At 48.6% G+C, this 18,631-nt stretch carries 26 protein-coding genes and 1 pseudogene; 21 read left to right on the plus strand and 6 right to left on the minus strand.

The annotated features are described in order from the left end of the window. Window positions 1-47 precede the first annotated feature (47 nt). The 7 genes and pseudogenes from HDEF_RS04450 (at window position 48) to HDEF_RS13060 (ending at window position 3,447) form a co-directional block, all read left to right on the plus strand. Window positions 48-413 (plus strand): transposase, encoded by a 366-nt coding sequence (locus tag HDEF_RS04450; RefSeq protein WP_012737981.1) that lies wholly within the window; start codon window positions 48-50, stop codon window positions 411-413. 35 nt (window positions 414-448) lie between these two features. Then, complete coding sequence (locus HDEF_RS04455; RefSeq protein ID WP_234809479.1) at window positions 449-835, plus strand: transposase; 387 nt, start codon at window positions 449-451, stop codon at window positions 833-835. 138 nt (window positions 836-973) lie between these two features. After that, window positions 974-1,174, plus strand: a complete 201-nt coding sequence (locus HDEF_RS04460; protein ID WP_015873457.1) for a hypothetical protein — start codon at window positions 974-976, stop codon at window positions 1,172-1,174. An 11-nt stretch (window positions 1,175-1,185) separates the two neighbouring features. After that, window positions 1,186-1,554 (plus strand): hypothetical protein, encoded by a 369-nt coding sequence (locus tag HDEF_RS13045; RefSeq protein WP_174888814.1) that lies wholly within the window; start codon window positions 1,186-1,188, stop codon window positions 1,552-1,554. Window positions 1,555-1,587: 33 nt separating this feature from the next. Further along, window positions 1,588-1,770, plus strand: a pseudogene (locus HDEF_RS13050) (TcpQ domain-containing protein); the annotation flags it as partial. Beyond that, window positions 1,767-2,408, plus strand: coding sequence for a hypothetical protein (locus tag HDEF_RS13055; RefSeq protein ID WP_234809454.1), 642 nt, complete (start codon window positions 1,767-1,769; stop codon window positions 2,406-2,408). The pseudogene HDEF_RS13050 and the gene HDEF_RS13055, both read left to right, overlap by 4 nt. Further along, window positions 2,365-3,447 carry a secretin N-terminal domain-containing protein gene (locus HDEF_RS13060; RefSeq protein WP_238526179.1) on the plus strand — a complete coding sequence of 361 codons (1,083 nt, stop codon included), beginning with the start codon at window positions 2,365-2,367 and terminating at the stop codon, window positions 3,445-3,447. The genes HDEF_RS13055 and HDEF_RS13060 overlap by 44 nt, the downstream gene beginning before the upstream one ends. Window positions 3,448-3,456: 9 nt before the next feature. Here HDEF_RS13060 and HDEF_RS04475 read toward each other — a convergent pair whose 3' ends face one another. After that, window positions 3,457-3,744 carry a BrnA antitoxin family protein gene (locus HDEF_RS04475; protein ID WP_015873458.1) on the minus strand — a complete coding sequence of 96 codons (288 nt, stop codon included), beginning with the start codon at window positions 3,742-3,744 and terminating at the stop codon, window positions 3,457-3,459. After that, window positions 3,719-3,997: a BrnT family toxin gene (locus HDEF_RS04480; protein WP_015873100.1), complete on the minus strand. Its 279-nt coding sequence runs from the start codon at window positions 3,995-3,997 to the stop codon at window positions 3,719-3,721. The genes HDEF_RS04475 and HDEF_RS04480 overlap by 26 nt, the downstream gene beginning before the upstream one ends. Window positions 3,998-4,065: 68 nt before the next feature. Between HDEF_RS04480 and pilO2 the strand changes: the two genes are divergently transcribed. The 5 genes from pilO2 to HDEF_RS04505 are packed head-to-tail and all read left to right on the plus strand — an operon-like array spanning window position 4,066 to window position 8,960. Beyond that, window positions 4,066-5,376, plus strand: coding sequence for a type 4b pilus protein PilO2 (pilO2, locus tag HDEF_RS04485; protein ID WP_015873459.1), 1,311 nt, complete (start codon window positions 4,066-4,068; stop codon window positions 5,374-5,376). Further along, window positions 5,363-5,773 carry a type IV pilus biogenesis protein PilP gene (gene pilP, locus HDEF_RS04490; RefSeq protein ID WP_015873460.1) on the plus strand — a complete coding sequence of 137 codons (411 nt, stop codon included), beginning with the start codon at window positions 5,363-5,365 and terminating at the stop codon, window positions 5,771-5,773. The genes pilO2 and pilP overlap by 14 nt, the downstream gene beginning before the upstream one ends. Beyond that, on the plus strand, window positions 5,770-7,317 hold the full coding sequence (locus HDEF_RS04495) for a GspE/PulE family protein (protein ID WP_015873461.1): 1,548 nt from the start codon (window positions 5,770-5,772) through the stop codon (window positions 7,315-7,317). Before pilP ends, HDEF_RS04495 begins: the two co-directional genes overlap by 4 nt. Continuing rightward, window positions 7,304-8,368, plus strand: a complete 1,065-nt coding sequence (locus HDEF_RS04500; protein ID WP_015873462.1) for a type II secretion system F family protein — start codon at window positions 7,304-7,306, stop codon at window positions 8,366-8,368. The genes HDEF_RS04495 and HDEF_RS04500 overlap by 14 nt, the downstream gene beginning before the upstream one ends. Window positions 8,369-8,378: 10 nt before the next feature. Beyond that, window positions 8,379-8,960: a type 4 pilus major pilin gene (locus tag HDEF_RS04505; protein ID WP_015873463.1), complete on the plus strand. Its 582-nt coding sequence runs from the start codon at window positions 8,379-8,381 to the stop codon at window positions 8,958-8,960. Window positions 8,961-8,999: 39 nt separating this feature from the next. On the opposite strand, the gene HDEF_RS04510 is transcribed toward HDEF_RS04505, so the two are convergent. Next, a complete protein-coding gene (locus tag HDEF_RS04510) occupies window positions 9,000-9,299 on the minus strand; it encodes a type II toxin-antitoxin system RelE/ParE family toxin (RefSeq protein ID WP_015873464.1) in 300 nt (99 codons plus the stop codon). Beyond that, window positions 9,287-9,577: a CopG family ribbon-helix-helix protein gene (locus HDEF_RS04515; RefSeq protein WP_015873465.1), complete on the minus strand. Its 291-nt coding sequence runs from the start codon at window positions 9,575-9,577 to the stop codon at window positions 9,287-9,289. Before HDEF_RS04515 ends, HDEF_RS04510 begins: the two co-directional genes overlap by 13 nt. Window positions 9,578-9,750: 173 nt before the next feature. Here HDEF_RS04515 and pilV point away from each other — a divergent pair, with 173 nt between their 5' ends. The 7 genes from pilV to traJ all read left to right on the plus strand — a co-directional run bounded on the left by pilV (window position 9,751) and on the right by traJ (window position 15,100). Continuing rightward, window positions 9,751-11,019 (plus strand): shufflon system plasmid conjugative transfer pilus tip adhesin PilV, encoded by a 1,269-nt coding sequence (gene pilV, locus HDEF_RS04520; protein WP_015873466.1) that lies wholly within the window; start codon window positions 9,751-9,753, stop codon window positions 11,017-11,019. A 49-nt stretch (window positions 11,020-11,068) separates the two neighbouring features. Continuing rightward, window positions 11,069-11,500 (plus strand): type IV pilus biogenesis protein PilM, encoded by a 432-nt coding sequence (gene pilM, locus HDEF_RS04525; RefSeq protein WP_015873093.1) that lies wholly within the window; start codon window positions 11,069-11,071, stop codon window positions 11,498-11,500. 2 nt (window positions 11,501-11,502) lie between these two features. After that, a complete protein-coding gene (locus HDEF_RS04530) occupies window positions 11,503-12,123 on the plus strand; it encodes a prepilin peptidase (RefSeq protein WP_015873467.1) in 621 nt (206 codons plus the stop codon). A 42-nt stretch (window positions 12,124-12,165) separates the two neighbouring features. Beyond that, entirely contained in the window at window positions 12,166-12,630 is a 465-nt protein-coding gene (locus HDEF_RS04535) for a lytic transglycosylase domain-containing protein (protein WP_015873091.1), read from the plus strand. Window positions 12,631-12,697: 67 nt separating this feature from the next. Then, the gene (locus tag HDEF_RS04540) at window positions 12,698-13,141 is read left to right on the plus strand and encodes a DotD/TraH family lipoprotein (protein WP_015873089.1); all 444 of its coding nucleotides are present in this window, start codon (window positions 12,698-12,700) and stop codon (window positions 13,139-13,141) included. Beyond that, a complete protein-coding gene (locus tag HDEF_RS04545) occupies window positions 13,138-13,944 on the plus strand; it encodes a type IV secretion system DotC family protein (RefSeq protein WP_044612283.1) in 807 nt (268 codons plus the stop codon). The genes HDEF_RS04540 and HDEF_RS04545 overlap by 4 nt, the downstream gene beginning before the upstream one ends. Then, window positions 13,931-15,100, plus strand: a complete 1,170-nt coding sequence (gene traJ / locus HDEF_RS04550) for a plasmid transfer ATPase TraJ (protein ID WP_015873469.1) — start codon at window positions 13,931-13,933, stop codon at window positions 15,098-15,100. Before HDEF_RS04545 ends, traJ begins: the two co-directional genes overlap by 14 nt. Here traJ and HDEF_RS04555 read toward each other — a convergent pair. Together HDEF_RS04555 and HDEF_RS04560 are read right to left on the minus strand one after the other, a co-directional pair. Further along, window positions 15,095-15,502 carry a type II toxin-antitoxin system VapC family toxin gene (locus HDEF_RS04555; protein ID WP_015873470.1) on the minus strand — a complete coding sequence of 136 codons (408 nt, stop codon included), beginning with the start codon at window positions 15,500-15,502 and terminating at the stop codon, window positions 15,095-15,097. The genes traJ and HDEF_RS04555 overlap by 6 nt on opposite strands. Window positions 15,503-15,510: 8 nt before the next feature. Continuing rightward, window positions 15,511-15,753 (minus strand): antitoxin, encoded by a 243-nt coding sequence (locus tag HDEF_RS04560; protein WP_015873471.1) that lies wholly within the window; start codon window positions 15,751-15,753, stop codon window positions 15,511-15,513. Window positions 15,754-15,858: 105 nt separating this feature from the next. Here HDEF_RS04560 and icmT point away from each other — a divergent pair, with 105 nt between their 5' ends. Then, window positions 15,859-16,119 carry an IcmT/TraK family protein gene (gene icmT / locus HDEF_RS04565; RefSeq protein ID WP_015873472.1) on the plus strand — a complete coding sequence of 87 codons (261 nt, stop codon included), beginning with the start codon at window positions 15,859-15,861 and terminating at the stop codon, window positions 16,117-16,119. Between the two features lie 14 nt (window positions 16,120-16,133). Then, window positions 16,134-18,623, plus strand: coding sequence for an LPD7 domain-containing protein (locus tag HDEF_RS04570; RefSeq protein WP_044612284.1), 2,490 nt, complete (start codon window positions 16,134-16,136; stop codon window positions 18,621-18,623). The last annotated feature ends 8 nt before the right edge of the window (window positions 18,624-18,631 follow it).

Genomic DNA, 18,631 nt, shown 5'->3' on the forward strand with positions numbered 1-18,631 from the left:
ACAAAGTTAATGTTAAGATATTCTCTGTTTTTTAGGGGGATAAAGAAATGAAAAACAGGCACTATCCGCTCAAAGAGTGTGATTTTATAAAAATAATCGAACCTCATATTATAAAATATGATAAACGTCCAGGTAGACCTGCAAGCATCAGTCATTATCAGTTTTTTTCAGCTGTTTTGTACGTATTGAGAACGGGTATCCCTTGGCGTGATGTACCTGATTTATACGGTCATTGGCATACGATTTATATGCGCTTTAAAAGATGGAGTGAAAATGGCTTGTTCTGGAACTTGCTTTATCGTTTACAACAAAAAAAGAAAATCAAAATGGACTGTACATGGGTAGACAGTACGACGGTCGCCATCCACCGACACGGCTCAGGAAGCCTTAAAAAAAGGGACCTCAATCGATAGGGCGCGGCCGAAAAGGCGTGAGCACTCAAATTCACGTGGGTCTTTCAGGCCGCTTTCTCCGGAGTGCCTGTCTATCTGAAGGACAGCGCTCCGATATGAAAGCCTTTACTGAGCTGTGGATAAAGGGAAATGGGAGGAAGGTGAGCTACATCATCGCTGATAAGGGAGTTGACTTTTTTGATGTCAGAAAATTAATCCGGGATAGTGGAAAGAGCCCTGTGATACCCCGACGAAAAGGGGCTGTTTGCACCGGCATTCAACCTAATGATAAAGAAAAATACAAAACACGCTCTGCGATTGAACGTTTCTTCTTCAGCATAAAAGAACAAAAAAGACTCGCTTTACGCTTTGATAAACTCGATATCACCTTCTTTTCTTTCTTCGCTATCGCTTGTCTTAAGGTCTTTAATTTACTTTGTTAACACTGCCATAAAACCTTTGTTAAGCGTAGACCGCCGGGCGGATTTTTATCTCCATTTAGCTAGGGGGCTTTATAAAAAAATGCGCATTTCAACGCGGTATTTCAATCTTACTGTGATTTTAAAAGGGGGGAGAAAAAAATGAAAAAACAGGACAGAGGGCAAGAACAAAAAAGACGGCGTCGTTTCATTAGGGCCGCATTCCCTCCCCAAAAAAATCCTCAGCGCTGTCGTTATTTACTTCTGGTCATCCTCAAAAAAATATCTGCCCTAAAAAGAAAAATCACGGACTCAATTCAATTGACCCCGACAGCACGGCGCTCAAAAAATCGCCCATTTTGATGACCTTCCCCGTGAAAACTCTCCTTTTTTCCCTGTTGCTGTTCGGCTGTACGGGTTCCCCCACTCGCCATAATGACAATGCCCCTGCCCCATTTGTCGAGTCACAAATACAGCGGAGCAGTCAAAAGATAGCTCTGGCGCAAGAGAGACTCCAACAATCCAGTGGAATGAGGATTGAGGGGGCTCAGAATAAACACATCGCCCCCATACCCCCTCAGACACAAAAGAAGGTCTCCTTGCAAAAACCCATTTTCAATACAACAGGAAACTCTGTTGTGAAAAAGACAGAGGATATGCCCCAAAAACCTCTTCAGACAGAGAAAACCTGGCGCGCAGAGCAAGGCTCTACCCTCAAAGACACCTTGTCTTTATGGGTTTAGGAAAAATGTGCCCCCGAAAAAAGGAGAGCCTGGCATCTTGTTTGGGATACCGACACCAACTACAGAATAGATGCGCCTTTATCCTTTTCTGGCACTTTCCGTGACGCCTTGAATGGAATATTTCGTTTATATGCCACGGCCACGGTGCCCCTGTTTGCCGGTATCAATACCACCCAATGCCTTCTCAAAGTCGATGACCAGGAGAGACACTCATGAACAGGCCATTTTTAGCGGTTTGCATGAGCATTGCACTCTTTCTTTCTGGCTGTGCAGTGCATCGTCGCATTGATAACGTGATGGAAGCGGCTCAAACGAATGTAGATAAGGTCAGTTCGATGATTAAAGATTCCTCAATGGCGCGTCCTGTGGTGAGATTTCATGAGGAGCAATGGATTAATCCTATTCCCATCAAATCCGTCACGAAAGCGATCCCAGAGAAAATGAAACGTTGTCATATGACTTACAAAACGTCTCAACCTCAGACGATTTACCAGTTTGCTCAGGATGTGACACAGCAATGCGGTTTCCGGGTGAAAATTTCCCCAGATGCCGCGGCATTGCTCAGCAGAGGGGCTTCTCATCTCGGCGGAAAGGGTCAAACTCAGCAGAGGGATAGGGGGCCTTCGCCCGTTCCTCCGCTGGATAACAACGGCATGATGCCTTTGCCGTCGGTGGACATTCAGACGAGTCGCTTGAATTCAGAAACAGCCTCGATGAACAGTACGATCACTGATGTCGCTTACTCTGGCAAGGTGGCGGGTTTGCTGGATATGGTGACCGCCCGTTTAGGCATTTCATGGCGTTGTCACCATGAAGAAATCACTCTTTTTTATCTGGATAACCCGTCGTTTTAACATCGATCCGACCAATGCGAAATATTCGCTCAAGAATCATCAAAAGAGTGGTTTATCCACTCAAAGTAGCACAGGAGGCGGCGGATCGAGTAGCGGCTCAAGTACCTCCCAACAAACCGAAATGGCCAATGACCTCTACGGCGATATCCAAAAAACCGCGGAAAGCATGTTAACCCCGGGCGGGGGGCGGCTCAGTCTCAATCAAACCTCAGGGGTGGTGGTGACAGATGTTCCCGAAGTGGTCAACCGCATTGGGGAGTACCTGCGAGATGAAAATATCAAGCTGTCGAAACAGGTCTTGCTTAAAGTGGTGGTGTACACCGTGCACACGGAGACGGCTGACCAGTCAGGCATTGACTGGAATGTGATTTTTAAATCCCTGTCAGGAAAATACGGGATTCATGTGGCGAATGCCTTTAATGCGGGCTCGAATCTGGCCAATGGGGGGTTTGAAATTTTGCCGACGGCCACGGGGAGAGCGTCGCAATGGGCGGGGTCACAATTTTTGTTGAAAGCCTTGTCTGAGCAGGTCAAGGTATCGGATGTGAAAACACTGTCTATCATGACCACGAACTTAGCCACTGCGGGAATGCAGATTGGAAAGCAAACCACTTATTTGCACAAAACGTCGGTCACGACGGGCAACACCACGACGGGCGCTGAGCCTGTTCAATCACTCGAACCCGGAGAAATCACCACGGGCACCAACATTAACATCATGCCAAAAATCTTAGAGGGCAATGACAAAATGATGCTGACGATGATGATGGATATCTCCTCGCTCAATCGGCTGAGAAGAATAGAAAACAGGAACAAAACTGAAAGCATCGAAGCGCCCGATACCGACTCCCGCTCTATTCCACAACGGGTATGGCTCAAGCCTGGAGAAACGGTTCTCATGAGTGGTTTTGAACAAAATATTCAAGACGGGAGTCAACGAGGAGTCGGTTCCTCCCGCCATTTTTTATTCGGGGGAGGCATGTCAGGGAAAAGCAAAAAAGAATCTTTTGTGATCACCATCACCCCTTTATTGCGTTAAAAAAGTGGGTCAAGGTTTGACATCATGGGGAGAATGCTCTTTCAACCAGTTTTTCATCGCACAGTCCATACGAGATTGCCAGTGTTTACCTGTGGCTCGAAAGGCATCTACCACTTCCTGAGAAAGACGAATGGTTATTTTTTGCTTGGTAGGGGCTTTTTGTGGGCCTCGGATGCCGAGCGTTTTCAAAAGAGAAAGGGGTAATACCTCTTCAGCGGGTCTCATCAAAACAAAGTCTTCCTCTTTGAGTTCACGTACCTCACCTTCTTTATCAATCAAGGGTAAGTGATTTTTCATATTTAATGCCCTCTCTGGTATTGGCTTTACGAAAACTAATGACTCTGATGCCGTTTTTAATGTCAGAAAAACACAGAACGTGTAAGCGATTTTTTAAGTAACCGACAGCAAGATAGCGAACTTCGGGATAATTCTTGCGCTCATCGATAAAAAAGAAGGCCGTAGAAAAATCAAAATCCTTAACGCTATCAAAGCTCAGTCCACGTTCCAAAATATTGCGATGATTTTTCACTGCATCGTATTCAATTCTCATTTATCAAATCGTACATACAATTAAATGGTATTTCAATGTTATTTTTTGAAATACATGAGAAAAAATTTATGTCCCACGAAAAAAAACCAATACATATTGTGACTTACAACAAAAAGTCCTTCGTCGTCGGGCTTGAATGGCGGGCGATTAAAGGGGGCTTACATTTTATGAAAGAAGTGAAAGCCATTGGGAAAAGAGAACACCTGGATGTCGTCGCCATCCGGCAAAACGGATCGATTCAAGCAGGCTTCGCGCCCAAATTTTCTGTCCCACTCAAAGGAAAATATTCACTGGCGGTGTCATTGGTGTCCTTGATTTCAGGTAAATGGCTGGCCGTGATCCCAGTAGAGTCAATGGAGGATAACTTTATTGTGATCGCCTCTACGGGCGGGTTAGTCATGCCCTGGACCGATAAAATCGTGCCTGCAGAGGCCTTGGAGCAAGAGGTGGTGGATATGACTTCCCGTTTATCCCAAGGCGAGGGGGAAGTGAAAGTGTTTGGAGACAAACGGTTTTTATGGGTGACGGATGAGAGGGATTGGTCGGACGTACTGGCCGTTAAAAATCTGAAAAAAGAATTCAGGCTTAAACCCTTGACTTGGGGACTGACCCAAAAGGAAAAGATTTGTTGGGCGTCTTTTTTTATTTTTATCCTGAGTGTGCTCTATTTTTTGAATGAATATTGGGATCATCAAGAACATAAAGCCCGTTTAATGGCAGTAGAAAAACAAAAATTAGCCGACGACATCAATAGAGCCGCTCGCTATCAATCGGCCCTGCTCAGCCTAAAGCCCCCTTGGGTAGATAAACCGTCTGTTCAACATTTTATTGAAGGATGCGACAAAAAAATACAGGACATCCCTTTGTCATTAGGCGGGTGGATCCCCGCTCAGATCACCTGTTTTCATGATCAGGCGGAACTGCTTTTTGCTCGGCTTGAGGGCTCTGCTGTGGGCGCGATGGATTTTAAATGGAGTGTGGAAAAACGTTATTCGGTGACCCCCCGCTTTAACGGAAAACAAACCGGGGCCGCCGTTTTCTTTCTTCCCATCCATGCCATACCCGAAGGCGACGACCCGTTACTGCCCATGTCACATCAGCGTGACAAACTCATGACATTATTGCAACGACATAATCTCAGGTTCACGTTAACGGAGGTGCCTTTTTCGGGAAAGAAAACAGACGAACAGGGCATCGACTTTCCCTTGCCGAATTGGCGGGAAATGCATTTCAGCTATGAGAGCGCGATGGCACCCAGCATGATCTTTAAAGAGAGTGCACTCCCCGGGATGAGAATAAAAAAAATCGCCTTGCGGATCAATCAGGATAACGCCGCCATCCAATATCAAGTCCAAGGGGTGATGTATGGAAAGCCATAAAGTCTTTCTTTTTTTGTTGGCCCTTTTCCCCTCATTACTGAGCGCCACCTCTGACATCAACACCGTTGGTGAACTGGATGCCTTGCAAAGTCAAATCACCTGGTACAAAGCCTTGGCCGCACGCAATAAAGCCAAAGACGAGGTGGGATTGACGGGATCGTTAGACAGGAGTCCCACGATGTCCATCAAACCGGATCCCATTCCGCGTATCACGAAAATCATTGGCCATGGAAAAAGCCTGTCTGTGCGTTTGCGTTTTCCTTATGGCAGTGAAATGACCCGAAAAAAAGGGGACGCGATCCCAGGCGGTTTTACGCTTACTCAGGTTTCATTGGATGAGGTGACTATCACCCATTTTTCGGGTAATAAAATGATGTTAACTGAGGCGACACCATGAAAGTCATTCCTTTATCGGGCGCTCATGCCGTGCCGGATTACCGTTTACCTGAAAAGTTAAATGACGCGATCTGTTTAGTGAAACGCGATGACGGCACTTTGATATTAAAAGTCGCTTTGCCCTTTATTGATTGTCTTGAAGTGATGGAGTATGAGCTCCGGTTAAAAGAAAATAACGTTCAATTCACGTTAATGCCCTGTGCGTTATCGGACATTGTCGAACTCAAAAAATCGGCGGAGTCGGACGCAGAGAATGAAGAGGACAAATCGACAAAAACCATACAAAAAAGAATCATTAAAATCCTCAGTGACGCGGTCACTCAAAGAGCCTCGGATGTGCATATCCGTCTGGAAAAAATTGTCTGCTCAGTCTATTTTCGTATCGACGGAAAGTTGGCTTGTTACGAGGAATATCCTGCGGAGGAGGGCAACCGGTATGTCAATTGCCTCTACAACACGATGTGTCTTCATCAGAGTCACGCTTCGGTGTCTTACTCAGAGCCCTCCGATGCTAAAGTGAGGGAAGAATATGTGCACTCCCTGGGGCTGACCGGGGGCCGTTTTGCCAGCCGCCCCACTTCGGAAGGATTGCTGTCCGTGATCCGCTTGATAACCCGACGTGACAGGGCATTGTCCCTGAATGAATTAGGGTTGACTGCCCCACAGGAAGCGGTTCTTGAACGGGCGATATCGAAACCGACGGGCGTCATCTTTTTTACCGGCCCGATGGGATCGGGTAAAAGTACCCTGGTTCAGGTGATCAGCGAACTGATGACGGCCAGAGACCCTGGGATCCATCTGGCCACCGTCGAAAATCCGGTCGAGTCTCCGATTAAAGGGGCAGTGCAAACCGCGTTAGGCCCCAAAGAAGAATGGTGGCAAGCCGTCAAAAGCCTGATGCGGCTCGATATTAACTGTATTGTCATCGGTGAAGTCCGCGATCACCTTTCAGCCACCGCGGCGATTGAAGTGGCGCAAACGGGCCACTATGTGTTAACCACGCTGCATACGACGCATCCGGTGGATACGATTGCGCGCCTGAAAAGCTTACAGGTTGAAAACGACCTCATCAGCGATGCCGCCCTCATCACCTGTTTGGTGGGACAACGCCTCGCCCCCAAACTCTGCCCTCATTGTAAAAAACCCTATCTTGAACATAAAAATGACCTTTTGCCGGTTTTTCAGGACTTAATTGAACAATGTTGCCAACCAGAGCAGGTTTACCTGAAAAATGCCTCAGGGTGTGAACACTGTGAAGGAAAAGGGGTGAAAGGACGGGTGGGGATTTTTGAAGTCATTGAAGTCGATGCCGAATGGATGCGCCGATATCACGAGCGGGGAAAAACCCACGCGTATGACTACTGGTATCAAAAAGGCGGACAGACCTTGTGTGACAATACCCTTCGATTGATTAATGAAGGAAGGATCGATCCTGTGATGGCACATAAGGAGGTCTGTAACCTGGACCGGGATTTTTTGGTGTTCACCGAAGACATCAGAGAAAAAGCACAACATCACAGGAGAGCATCAAATGAATCCCTTTAATCGTCTCCTGTGTCAGTGGACTTTTAACGCCCATGATCGCGCCGATATTTACGACAATTTCAGGCACTATTTGCTGGACGGCCAAAGCATTCACAAAACCTTTGACAAGCTCATCATCAATTACACGCGCCGAGGAAAGAAGCCGAATAACGAAATCGCGCAGATATTAAAAGAATGCGCGGCGCATTTTGAGGAAGGGACCCCTTTATCAGAGGCATTAAAGGCGTGGTTTCCAGAGCAGGAAATCAGTGTCATAGAGGCGTGCCATATTGCCGGTCGTCCTGCGGATGGCTTCCAGAAAGCCATCCACATCGCGCATGCCACCGAACAATTAAAAAAGGCGATTCGGGGCGCGCTGTTGACCAGTGCTTATCTTTTTTCGTTGTCTTTGACGATTTTAACCCTCGCCTGCGTGATGCTCGTTCCGTTGCTCCTGGAATCCGTGCCCCTGGTCCAATGGAGCCTGGCTCAAAAAGGGGTTTATTACTTTTACCTTTTCGTCATTTCCTGGGGGGGGTGGCTCTTCATCGGATTTGTGCTGACCTGCATTCTCATTGTGTATTCTTTTCCGCGCTGGGTCGGGAAAAGGCGGTTTTATGCGGACAAATTTCCCCCGTACTCCTTTTACAAGGGAATACAGGGCTCGACTTTTGTCACCAGTGTCAGCGCCTTAATGTCCTCCAACATCCCGGTTAAAAATGCCCTGATAAAAATGAGAGACCTCTCCCAATCCCCCTGGTTAATAGAAAAAATCAATGCGGCATTAGCGCGTCTCGCCGATGGGGAAGAAAATTTAGGCGCGGCGTTAGATACAGCGGGATATGAGTTCCCCAGCGAGGACGCGATCATCAAAATGCACAGTGTGTTTGAGACCTCGAATCAGGAAGGGGCGTTAGAGCGATTTGGAGAGCGATTGTTAGCAACCACCTTAATGCAGGTCGAACGGCAAGGGAATGTCATTAAATTAGTCAGTATGTTTGGGGGCGCGGCTGCGACGGTCGGCATTGTGGGCATTATGTACAGCTTGATTGAAATCGCCTTCCACTTTTAAAGGAAAAAAAATGAACTCGTTAAAAAAAGGTATTTTTAATATCAGTGATGCCAGTATCGGTTGGGGTATGGCCTTTGTGGGGCTGGCGATGGTCGCGGCGGCGGGGATGGGGTTGTATGTCAAAGTCTATTCGACTTCAGCCGTCAGTAGTATCAACACCCTGCTCAACGAAACCAAATCCCTGCGCAGCTCTACGGGTTATGGCACGGCCAGTTTGGTGCCCGCGCTTATTCGCTCAGGGGCGATCCCTAAAGGCATTTCGATTGTGGGAGACCGGCTTTTTAATGCCAGCGGCGGGGCCATCACCGTCACCGGCAGCGGAATCGGTTTTATTGTCTCAACAGCCGGCATGAATGAAAAAGATTGCATGAAACTCGCCACGACCTTAAGCAATGGAGATATCGCTTCGGTCCGAATCAACAGTGCGCCTGCGATGACGGGCGAGATATCACCGGCACAGGCCTCGTCCGCCTGTGTTGGGAAGAAACAATACGATGACTTTTACTACGAATATGTAAGGCCCTTCATGTCTTTTCAATCACGGCTCAAAGAGACGGATTTTTTTGATGTATATCTTGCGTTTACTCATTGAGCATTCGACGAGCATTGCTCACCAGAGATTAAGACAACCTTACTGATAGCCTGATTCTTTTTGGTGTTTGATGGATAAAATGACCACACGATCAAGTTCCGTGTCATCACGATACAATAAAACATACCCGCTGCTGCCAAAATCGATGATGAGTTCTCGAAATTCAATATTCAATCCCTCAACCGGACGTCCTATTGATGGCATATCGATTAATAACTTAATGCTATTTGAAATGGCCTTCGCCGCTTTTCTTGCCGCTAATGGATTTTTTCTTTTAAGAAAGGCTTGTAAACGAACTAAATCCTCTTGAGCTCGTTTCTGAATAATTACTTGTGGCATGTGGGCGCACTTTTCTCGTTGGGCGTCCCCCAAGTATCAAGCCAGTTCAGTGCTTCCTCTGCGGTAATATGTTCGCCTGTTTCCTGGTATTCCTGCCAGGCCGCTAATGCATTTTTACGGTAAGCGCTTTGTTTTTCTTCTCGTTCGACATATTGATGAATGGCGTCGAGCATGAGTGCATGAGAAGAACTCCGCTTATCATCAGCCAAATATTTGACTCTTTCTTTGAGGTTTTTTTCAAGTCGAAGCGTGATGGTCTGCCGTTCATTGAGGTGCATACAGTTCTCCTTTTATGTCATTGGTGTTACAGATAACACTATCACATTTTTATAAAAATGGGGACGAAATAATGAAACAGTTAAAGAAGGGCATCTGGCAGATCTCCGATGCCTCCATCGGCTTGGGCGTGGGATTATTTTGCTTTGCTTTGCTTTGATCGTGATCACCGCTGGTGACGGCCTTTCATAAAGACCAGCAATACAGCACGGCGGCCAGCCATGCGCTGCGAGTAGAAAAAGCCACGCAAAAATACATGATGGATAACGCGTTGAGGATTGGACGCCGTGCCACGGCCACGTCTCCTTATATTCTGGGTGTGCCAGAGCTGATACAGGCGGGGTATTTACCGTCCGGCTTTTCAGAGACCAATCTTTTTTCACAGCGTTATCACACCCGCATTGTTCAACCGGCCCCGTTAAAATTTCATCATATGATTTTTTTGACAGGCGGGGCTCCGCTGAGTTTGAGTGCCGCCCGGAAAATGGCGATGAGAATCGGAGGCAGCGGCGGTTACATTGAGGGCGGGTTAGCCAAAGGGGTGATGGGGGGCTGGACTGAACCCCTCTACGCCTTTGGCGGTTATCACCCCGGAGAGGGTCATGTGGTCATCGCCGGATTTTTTTCTCAGGGCTCAGGCAAAAATGATTATTTGTATCGCCATGCGGTGCCGGGTCAGTCGGAACTCAATACGATGAAAACGGCCCTCGATATGGATAAGAACGACATTAACGCGGTCAATACAGTCAATGCGAATAAAGTCAAAACCAATACCTTGCACGCCACAGGCTCAGCGCACATTGAAGGTGCCCTTCGTTCTGGCGACGATATCACCACAGACGGCTGGTTGATCACCCAGGGAGATAAAGGATGGTATTCCGAAAAAGGAAAAGGGGGTTGGCATATGACCGATGAAACGTGGATTAAGGCCTATAACGGGAAATCGATTTATACCTCAGGCACCGTGCGGGGCGGCACGGTTCAGCTCGATCACATATCGATTTCGGGTCATAGATGTACTCCGAATGGGTTATTGAGCCGTGATGCCAGTGGGGCCATACTGTCTTGTCAATCTGGGGTATGGAAGGGAGCAGGGGGAGGCAACCTGTCACGCGCCGGAGTGAATGCATTATCGGTAAAGTCCACAGGCGATTTTCATTTTGTCCTGGTCTCCATTTCATCGAGATTTTTTGCGGTCGACGGCTCACACACCGCGAGGGCGAACTTTACCCTGTCGCTCAATGGCAGAGTGAGGGAACAGATCACGAACGGATTAAATGTCAGAAAAACCGGAGGGGGTGGCCACTACTGGGGCTACGACACCGTGGGCGTCGTACAAAAACAGTATCGTTTAAAAATAGCCCAGGGCGATCACCTCCGCGTGGCACTGAGCTCAGCCCATTACCACCTGAGCAGTGATATCAGAATCGATCTGTCGAATTAACGTCCCCCTCTACACTCTTGTTTCATTGAAATCACCCTGGAAGGACATCATGCTGAATCTCAATCGCGTGTTAGTGGTTTTTTTCATTTTTCTGAGTACTCATTTATTCAATACCCTGAAGGGAAAAGACGCCGAGGTCACATCACAGGTGACAGACAGTCTGTTCACCACGACCTTTCTACTGTATGCAGACAGGTTGTCGACCTTTAAAAAAAATCATCCTGCGTATACCGGTACGGTCAATGCTGATGGCTTACTTCCCCCTTGGTTAGGCAAAAAACCGGAGATAAGAATGCATATTGAAAATGGCATCGGTTATGTTGATATGCCCAATCAAGCGGGCCTGTATGCCGGGTTAATGAGCGCCACGGACCATTCCTCCCTGATGGGGGTCACCGATGAGCATCATCTCATCACGCTGTCCGGCCAAATCCCAAAGCCGCCGTTTATCCCTGAAAACCACCTTGTCTACATGAGATGACGATGATGCTGTTATTTTTGCTGTCCTCGCTCAGCGCCTTGGTGATGGCCGTTTCCCTCCCTAACATCATTGTCAGAGTGGAAAAAAACGTCATTTCACAGTGCGACGACCTCAAACCATCCCGTGAAACGACCCCGCCGATGTATCCGCTGGCCGCCGTCGCCCTATTTAATATTGCCCCGGTCTTTTATTGGTTTAATCCTGAACAGGGGTATTTGTCGGGGGGGCTTTTTTTGTTATCGGTCTCAAGCTACATCGATATCGTCCGGCGTTGGGTGCCAGACAGTGTGATTTTTTTGTTCAGTGGCGTCAGCGTCTATGGTGTCGCTTCCGGCACAATAGGCCCTTCACCGGAAGAAGCGTTCATGGCCACGGGCCTGTTTGTTTTTCCTTTTATCGTCATCAATGGATTCAGCTGGCTCAAAAAAAAAATCTGGGTGTTTGCCTCAGGAGATATCTATATCGTCCTGTCCATCGGCTTATGGTTAGATAAAACGACGGCGGTCATGGTGGCCGGTCTGTCTATTTTACTGGCGTTGTTATACGGGTCAGTTTTTCGACAACCTCATTTCCCCTTTATTCCCTTTCTGCTTTTTTCTTTCTTGATGAATGGTTTTATCTGATTTTTTGAAAGGTGAAAGCGGGCTCTCTTTCAAGTCATCGTCATGAAAAAAACAGGGCTGTTATTTTTGCTGCTCACACTCTCTGGCCCTGCTGCCGCGTTATGCTTTCAAGCCGCAGGACTCCGTTATCAACTGGATCCTTTGTTGCTGAAGGCGATGGCAATACAGGAAAGTGGTCTTAATCCCAGAGCGATCAATCACAATAAAAATAAAGCGGGAAAGGTATTGAGTACCGATTTTGGATTGATGCAAATCAACTCCCTTCACATTCCAACCTTAAAAACACTGGGCGTCATCAGGTCAAAAGAAGACTTGCTGAGCAACGCCTGTCTGAATGTTCAGACAGGCGCCTGGATTTTGGCCAGACATCTCAACATTTGCGGGCATCACTGGTCGTGCTTAGGCTCCTACAACGCGGGTTTTGCCAAAAATAACCAACACCGCCGGATAAAATATGCCAGACAGGTGTATCGGCGGTATCAGCAATTGCGGAGTCAGCGTCCATAAAGGCAATGATTTTGTGGCTCAAGTGACGGAGAGCATCCACCCAAACCCTTTTTTAACGGACATCCCCATGAAAAAAAACATCGCGTTTTTAACAGGTTTGCTGCTGTCTGGCTGTCAAATGCCCAAAACAGGGAAACCGGCAAATCCCGCTTTTGAGAAGGCCGCGCGTTCTATTTCAATGAAGCAGGTAAATCTCCATCAATCGGGGGCTTTACACCAAAAACGATCGCAGTTTGCTCAGCCCATTCTGAGTGAAGACAACAGAGTGAACCTGGATTGGCAGGGAGATGCGCTGACGCTATTGGCTCAATTAGCGCGTCAAAGAGGGCTCACCTTTGCCTGCAGTGGCCACCGGCTCCCTCTTCCGGTCAATGTCAGCGTGCAGGAGATGAGATTTGACGCGCTCCTTCGCCAGATTGAAACCCAAATCAGCTGTCGGGCGACACTCAAAAGACACCCACATAGTCTGCATCTGTTTTTTTCTCTCCCAGAAAAGGCAGGACACAGATGAAAAAATCAGGGCTGATGCTGTGGCTACTCATCCTCACTGGGTCGGCCTGGGCTCAAGAGCCAGAAAAAAAGCCCCCGCCGGATATCACCGCTTACCTTAATCCCTCAAACCCACACAAAGGCATGAGTGAGACGGTGCATCAAATGCTGACAGAAGCAGGGCACACCTTAGGATTTAGAGGCGGAAAAGCGCAGCGGGCATGGGAACTGCAAGGGGCTTTGAGACACAAAGAAAACATCCTCAGTACCCTCTATGATTTTCGAACCTTAATCAGCCCCCAAGGGTGGTTGCCCCCGGTCATCGTCTCGGCTCAAGACATCGCTCATATCACAGACGATCACATCCGCTCTGCCAGCCGAATCTACCACATCCTGTCTCCAGAACGATTTGTGAGCCATCCGCCCAGCTGGCGTCCGTATCTGATGGCAGGCTTAAGCACCACCACGGCGCTGCCTGACAACGCGGTACGACCGAAAAATGGCGAACAACGCACCGTTTGGCGAAAAGCGATAGAAAAAGGCTGGTCAGAAGGACGGGAAAGCGCAGACCGGATTTTAGAAGCCAATTTTCATCGTTTAACCCGGGATTATACAGGCATTCTGCAATATTCCACCCTGTTGCAACAAGGCATGGTGACACCCCCGAGGGTCACAGAGCAGCAGCAAACGGTCGTGGGTACCCCAGATCAACTGATTTTAGGCGATAAAATAAAGCGCTTAAAACAACGCGCTCAATTCAACATCGATCACCTCGATTGGCAGCCCATCATCACGACGGAGAAAAAATCCAATGACGGCCAATAGCCTGCCGCCCTTTGATTTCAGCGCGGGATTAACGGCAGACACCCTGCGGCGATTTTTCGCCTGGTGTGCGAGTCACCAGGTCACCGACATTCATCTCCAGGGCGGCGCGCCCATGATTGTCGGCCGTTACGGGCGATTGATCAAAGCCAGTGCCTTTCGCCTGGAAGAGGCCAGATTAACCCAGTTAGTCGATGAGATATTTACGCCAGAAATCAAGGCGATGGTGAAATCAGGGCAGGGGGTTGATCGGGCACTCCAGCTCGAGGGCGATGCGAATGGACGCTACGGATTACCACGAGGGGAACGCCTGAGGTTTCGGGCCAATTTCATTCAGGCCACGGCGGGACGTCAGGAATTAACCATGGCCGTCACCTTAAGGCTCATTCCTTCCCAAATCCCGACCCTCGAGAGTTTGGCCATCGAGCCTGAGTTATTCAAAAATCTGTTGCCCCATAAGGGATTAATCTGGGTGTGTGGCGAAACCGGCTCGGGGAAATCAACGTTACTGGCGGCCATTTATCAATATTGTGGGCGGGTGTATCCCGATAGAAAAATCGTCACCTTCGAAGATCCCATTGAATATATTCTCGGCACGCCAGAAAATCGTTTGCCTCCGACCCAATCCCAAATTGGGCGTGACGTGAGCAGCTTTTCAGAAGGACTGAGACTGGCGCTACGCCAGGCGCCTGATGTCATTGGGGTGGGAGAAATTCGAGATGGGGAGACCTTGATGGGGGCCATTGCCTGTGGTCAGTCAGGGCATCTGTGTTTGTCTACCTTGCACACGCATTCCCCCGCTGAAACCATTCCCAGAGCAGTATGGATGTTTCCCCCAGACAGGCGGGAAGCCGTCGCCCATGATCTGCTGGGGATATTGCAGGTCATTGTCGTGCAGCAGTTATTACGCACCACAGACGGCCAACGCCAGGCCATTCGTGAATATCTGATTTTTGATGAAGCCGTGCGACAAGCGCTCTCTGAGTTGAATTACACCCAATGGAGCTCATGGATTAACCGACGTTTAAAAACGCAAAAAACCCGTTTGGCTGACAAGGCATGGCAATTATATCAGAAAGGCCGTATTGCTGATGAAGAGCTCCTCACTGTCATGAGCCACAGAGAAAGGGAAAAGAGAAAGAAAAATACGCTCTTATGATTCAGCGCGCTTACTCCAATCTTCAACAAAGACATCAGGATAAGTCAAAAGTGAAAAAGCCTTGTCATGTGTGACGAGAATGCTCTTGGATGAGACTGAATGTGACAAGATCAACATATCTAATGCGCTCAGAGTGATGCCGGAAGAAGCGCAAAAAGCTCTTAAGTCTCCATAGACGATCGCGGCCTTTTCATCCCAAGGCAACACCTTCACACGAAGCAGGAACTCTCGTATCAGGCGGGAAAGGGCAACTGGGTGCCCCTTTCGTGCCAAACCGTAAAGCAGCTCAGCCTGAGTAATAGTAGAGACGGCGATGCTTTCCATCGGCACTTCAGCCAATTTACGGCGCACCTGTGGAGGATGACCTTTAATGACATAGCTTGCCATATTGGTATCCAGCATAAAGTGCTTCAAAACAAATTCCTTTTTTCTTCGGGCAAATGATCACGATCCCGCATGAAATCATCAGGGATGTCAGTGCTATCAGCCAGCACAAAAAAATCTTGCCAAGAGGCTGGCTTGGGCGACAGAACCACATCGCCCGTTTCTGGATCACGACGAATGAACACCTCCGAGCCCTGGAATCGAAATTCCATGGGGAGCCGAACCGCTTGACTGCGGCCGGTAGTAAATATCTTGGCAGTGACTGACATGGCTCTCTCCTTTTCTCTTTTTTTCAAAAGTATATATTCTTGATTGATATATATCAAGAATAGATATTATTGTCTCTATTTAAATTCATTTTTTAAGGAACTTCTATGGAAATCTCCCCCTGGAGAGACGCTTCACGGCCGCTCACGATTTTGGGTATTCCAGCCTTGCTATTGCCTGTCTACTTTGCCTGGTTTCGTTGGCCTAACTTGATGACGCTCGCCATTTGTACCGCCCTGATTTTATTTTTTAAAGGGCTCTCCCTTTTTGGCGTCACACTCACTGTGTTAACCCAAAGATCGCTGCATCTGATGCGAGGCAATCCTGTCCTGGGGCGTCCCTGGTGGGTTCGAAAATTTGTTGAATAACGGGAGACAGGCCTATGATGGCAACTGAAAAGACGTGGCTGGTCATTTCTTATGACGAGCTCTCGCTCGCCAAAGAGGCAGCCAAAAAGTTACCTCAGGGCGAAAATGCCCTGGGGTTCGATCGAGATTTAAAACTCTGGTTTGCCAAACCGGGGGCCGATCTCTCCGTATTACAGAGATGGCGGCCCGATCCGATGTCTCAAGCGCCCACAAAACTCGATCCTAGAGAGGAATTTGCGCAGGTATTAACAGAGGCAGGATTTGAACTCGACGGCCCGCCAGAAATGGACGGGCAGCTTCATCGGGTGAAAACCAGCGAGGACAAATCAGGTCAAAAAACAGGGGCCTATACCGGTTATCTGGATGGGACTCCTGCGGGTTGGTATCAAAATCACCGACTCCATAGTGATCCCATCAAATGGAAAGCCACCCCCTCATGGGTCGATAAACCCGCTCAACATCACCTTCGGGCACTGGCGGCACAAAAAAAACAGACCCGAGAGGCCGAGCAGGCACGCAAACATCAGCACCATGCCTTTCGGGTTCGTCAACTTTTTGCCTTATTGCCCCAAGCCGAGGCCTCACATCCTTACTTGCGGCGAAAAGGGATACCGCTCACCCAAGGCATCAAACAGGACAGACAGGGCAGGTTGGTCATTCCCTTGCGTAATGCCGAAGGGGACATCAGAACCATTCAACGGATTGACAAAACCGGCTTTAAATCACTGAAAAAGGGGGCTCAAAAAACAGGCGGCTTCTTTGTTGTGGGAGGGACCGTTAAAGCGGGACAGCCTTTACTCTACGCCGAAGCCTATGCCACTGCGGCCAGCATTGCACAGGCGACGGGTTTGCCCGTCGTGATGACCGTCGATGCGGGGAATATGCCAAAGGTGGCGCACTCTTTAGCGCAGCGCTACCCTGATCATGCACACTTTTTTTTAGCCGATGACGATCGAAAAAATGCCACCAATAAAGGGGTACAAAAAGCGCAGGAAGCCGCAGAGCTGACCCAGGGCACCGTCATTGTACCGGTCTTTACCGAAGCAGAAATAAAGCAAAATTTGACCGATTTTAACGATGTGCAGCAATCTCAAGGCATCAAAGCGGTCACATCACAGATAGCGCCTTATTTAGAGTCGGGAGTTAAGAAGAGTGCGCCGGAGGTCAATCCCGCCCCTCCCGTTGAGAACAATGAATCAGTAGTGAGGCCAACATCACAGACCCCCATTCAAAATGAACAGGCCCCTCAGGTTGAGAGGCAGGTTGAGAGGCCGGATAAAAAAGAGCCCTCTCATGTAGAAAACCGCATCGAAATTGAGCTCATCCTATCTGAAAAGGCAGACAAAGGGCCTCAGTTCACCCCGCTTAATCTGGATACATTGATGCAAAATATCACCCATCGCTATGAAAACGGCACGGTGGTGTATTTTCATCAGGGAGAACGCGCTTTTGTCGATCACGGGCAGCAAATAACGATGGCGTCTCCGCAAGCCAGCCAAAATAATACGATGGTGTTGGCCGCGCTGTGGGTAGCAAAGCAACATTATCATGGAAAAATCGAATTAACGGGCAGTGACGCCTTTAAACAAAAGGCCATCGATGTGATTGCAGAGCATCGGCTTGAGGTCGTTTTGAAAAATCCTCAGCAGCAACATCAACTCGAGAGGGCCATGCAGCGTTTACATCAAGACAAAGAAGCCAAATCGACAGAAAAACCCCAAACCGATGCCCTTGTGGCAAACAGGGAAACGGTCACACCCCAAAAAACATCCAGCACTGCACCGCCAGAGCCCTCAATGGAGGTGCCATTGACAGGAAAATTACTCGAACACAGACCCGCGCCCTATCAATTCAAGGCAGAAAAAGGCATGAGTTATTTTGTGAGAATGCGCACAAAGGAAGGGGAAAAGGTGATATGGGGAAAGGAACTGGAGGGGGCATTAAATGACAGTGGAATGAAGACAGGCGAGTTGATCACCCTGCGTTGCCTGGGCCAGCAGCCTCTGACCCTGAACATCCCCATCAAAGATGCGCAGGGAAACCTCGTTCGTTGGGAAAAAAAAGAAGGGCATCGCACTCAATGGGAGATCGCCTCCGCCATCGATCCTCGTCTTTTGGTGGCAGACGAAAAAGACGCCTTTCCCCCTTCGGCGCTGATGGCCTACGACAGAGCCACCTTTGACAAAATACAACAAGCCGTTCTCACACAAACAGGAATGACAGTGCCTTTGCCCTCCCATCCGTCCGATGGGTTATGGGTGCAACCCGATGGCAAGGGCACGACAAAGACAGGCCATCCAGACAGGGGGGTACTGCCGACAACTCACCCAGATTCAGGCAAAACGGTGATGACAGCGCATTCCCCTGAGGGGAAAATGAGACTGCATTTAGTGCAGGGACAGGGAGACTCTGTGCAGGGGATGGTTTGGCATCAGGGAGCATATCGGCGTGCTCTGTCAAAAAGCCAGTGGCGCGCCCTATTTGAGGCTCAATGTCGTGGATGAGGAGGGAG

It is taken from the genome of Candidatus Hamiltonella defensa 5AT (Acyrthosiphon pisum) (assembly GCF_000021705.1).
GTDB lineage: Bacteria > Pseudomonadota > Gammaproteobacteria > Enterobacterales > Enterobacteriaceae > Hamiltonella > Hamiltonella defendens.

What these genes read in the sequence shown, in the direction of transcription:
- HDEF_RS04450 (WP_012737981.1), top strand. Translation starts at nt 48, where the DNA reads ATGAAAAACAGGCACTATCCGCTCAAAGAGTGTGATTTTATAAAAATA.
- HDEF_RS04460 (WP_015873457.1), top strand. Translation starts at nt 974, where the DNA reads ATGAAAAAACAGGACAGAGGGCAAGAACAAAAAAGACGGCGTCGTTTC.
- HDEF_RS13055 (WP_234809454.1), top strand. Translation starts at nt 1,767, where the DNA reads ATGAACAGGCCATTTTTAGCGGTTTGCATGAGCATTGCACTCTTTCTT.
- HDEF_RS13060 (WP_238526179.1), top strand. Translation starts at nt 2,365, where the DNA reads ATGAAGAAATCACTCTTTTTTATCTGGATAACCCGTCGTTTTAACATC.
- HDEF_RS04475 (WP_015873458.1), bottom strand. Translation starts at nt 3,744, where the DNA reads ATGAAAAATCACTTACCCTTGATTGATAAAGAAGGTGAGGTACGTGAA.
- HDEF_RS04480 (WP_015873100.1), bottom strand. Translation starts at nt 3,997, where the DNA reads ATGAGAATTGAATACGATGCAGTGAAAAATCATCGCAATATTTTGGAA.
- pilO2 (WP_015873459.1), top strand. Translation starts at nt 4,066, where the DNA reads ATGTCCCACGAAAAAAAACCAATACATATTGTGACTTACAACAAAAAG.
- pilP (WP_015873460.1), top strand. Translation starts at nt 5,363, where the DNA reads ATGGAAAGCCATAAAGTCTTTCTTTTTTTGTTGGCCCTTTTCCCCTCA.
- HDEF_RS04495 (WP_015873461.1), top strand. Translation starts at nt 5,770, where the DNA reads ATGAAAGTCATTCCTTTATCGGGCGCTCATGCCGTGCCGGATTACCGT.
- HDEF_RS04500 (WP_015873462.1), top strand. Translation starts at nt 7,304, where the DNA reads ATGAATCCCTTTAATCGTCTCCTGTGTCAGTGGACTTTTAACGCCCAT.
- HDEF_RS04505 (WP_015873463.1), top strand. Translation starts at nt 8,379, where the DNA reads ATGAACTCGTTAAAAAAAGGTATTTTTAATATCAGTGATGCCAGTATC.
- HDEF_RS04510 (WP_015873464.1), bottom strand. Translation starts at nt 9,299, where the DNA reads ATGCCACAAGTAATTATTCAGAAACGAGCTCAAGAGGATTTAGTTCGT.
- HDEF_RS04515 (WP_015873465.1), bottom strand. Translation starts at nt 9,577, where the DNA reads ATGCACCTCAATGAACGGCAGACCATCACGCTTCGACTTGAAAAAAAC.
- pilM (WP_015873093.1), top strand. Translation starts at nt 11,069, where the DNA reads ATGCTGAATCTCAATCGCGTGTTAGTGGTTTTTTTCATTTTTCTGAGT.
- HDEF_RS04530 (WP_015873467.1), top strand. Translation starts at nt 11,503, where the DNA reads ATGATGCTGTTATTTTTGCTGTCCTCGCTCAGCGCCTTGGTGATGGCC.
- HDEF_RS04535 (WP_015873091.1), top strand. Translation starts at nt 12,166, where the DNA reads ATGAAAAAAACAGGGCTGTTATTTTTGCTGCTCACACTCTCTGGCCCT.
- HDEF_RS04540 (WP_015873089.1), top strand. Translation starts at nt 12,698, where the DNA reads ATGAAAAAAAACATCGCGTTTTTAACAGGTTTGCTGCTGTCTGGCTGT.
- HDEF_RS04545 (WP_044612283.1), top strand. Translation starts at nt 13,138, where the DNA reads ATGAAAAAATCAGGGCTGATGCTGTGGCTACTCATCCTCACTGGGTCG.
- traJ (WP_015873469.1), top strand. Translation starts at nt 13,931, where the DNA reads ATGACGGCCAATAGCCTGCCGCCCTTTGATTTCAGCGCGGGATTAACG.
- HDEF_RS04555 (WP_015873470.1), bottom strand. Translation starts at nt 15,502, where the DNA reads ATGCTGGATACCAATATGGCAAGCTATGTCATTAAAGGTCATCCTCCA.
- HDEF_RS04560 (WP_015873471.1), bottom strand. Translation starts at nt 15,753, where the DNA reads ATGTCAGTCACTGCCAAGATATTTACTACCGGCCGCAGTCAAGCGGTT.
- icmT (WP_015873472.1), top strand. Translation starts at nt 15,859, where the DNA reads ATGGAAATCTCCCCCTGGAGAGACGCTTCACGGCCGCTCACGATTTTG.
- HDEF_RS04570 (WP_044612284.1), top strand. Translation starts at nt 16,134, where the DNA reads ATGATGGCAACTGAAAAGACGTGGCTGGTCATTTCTTATGACGAGCTC.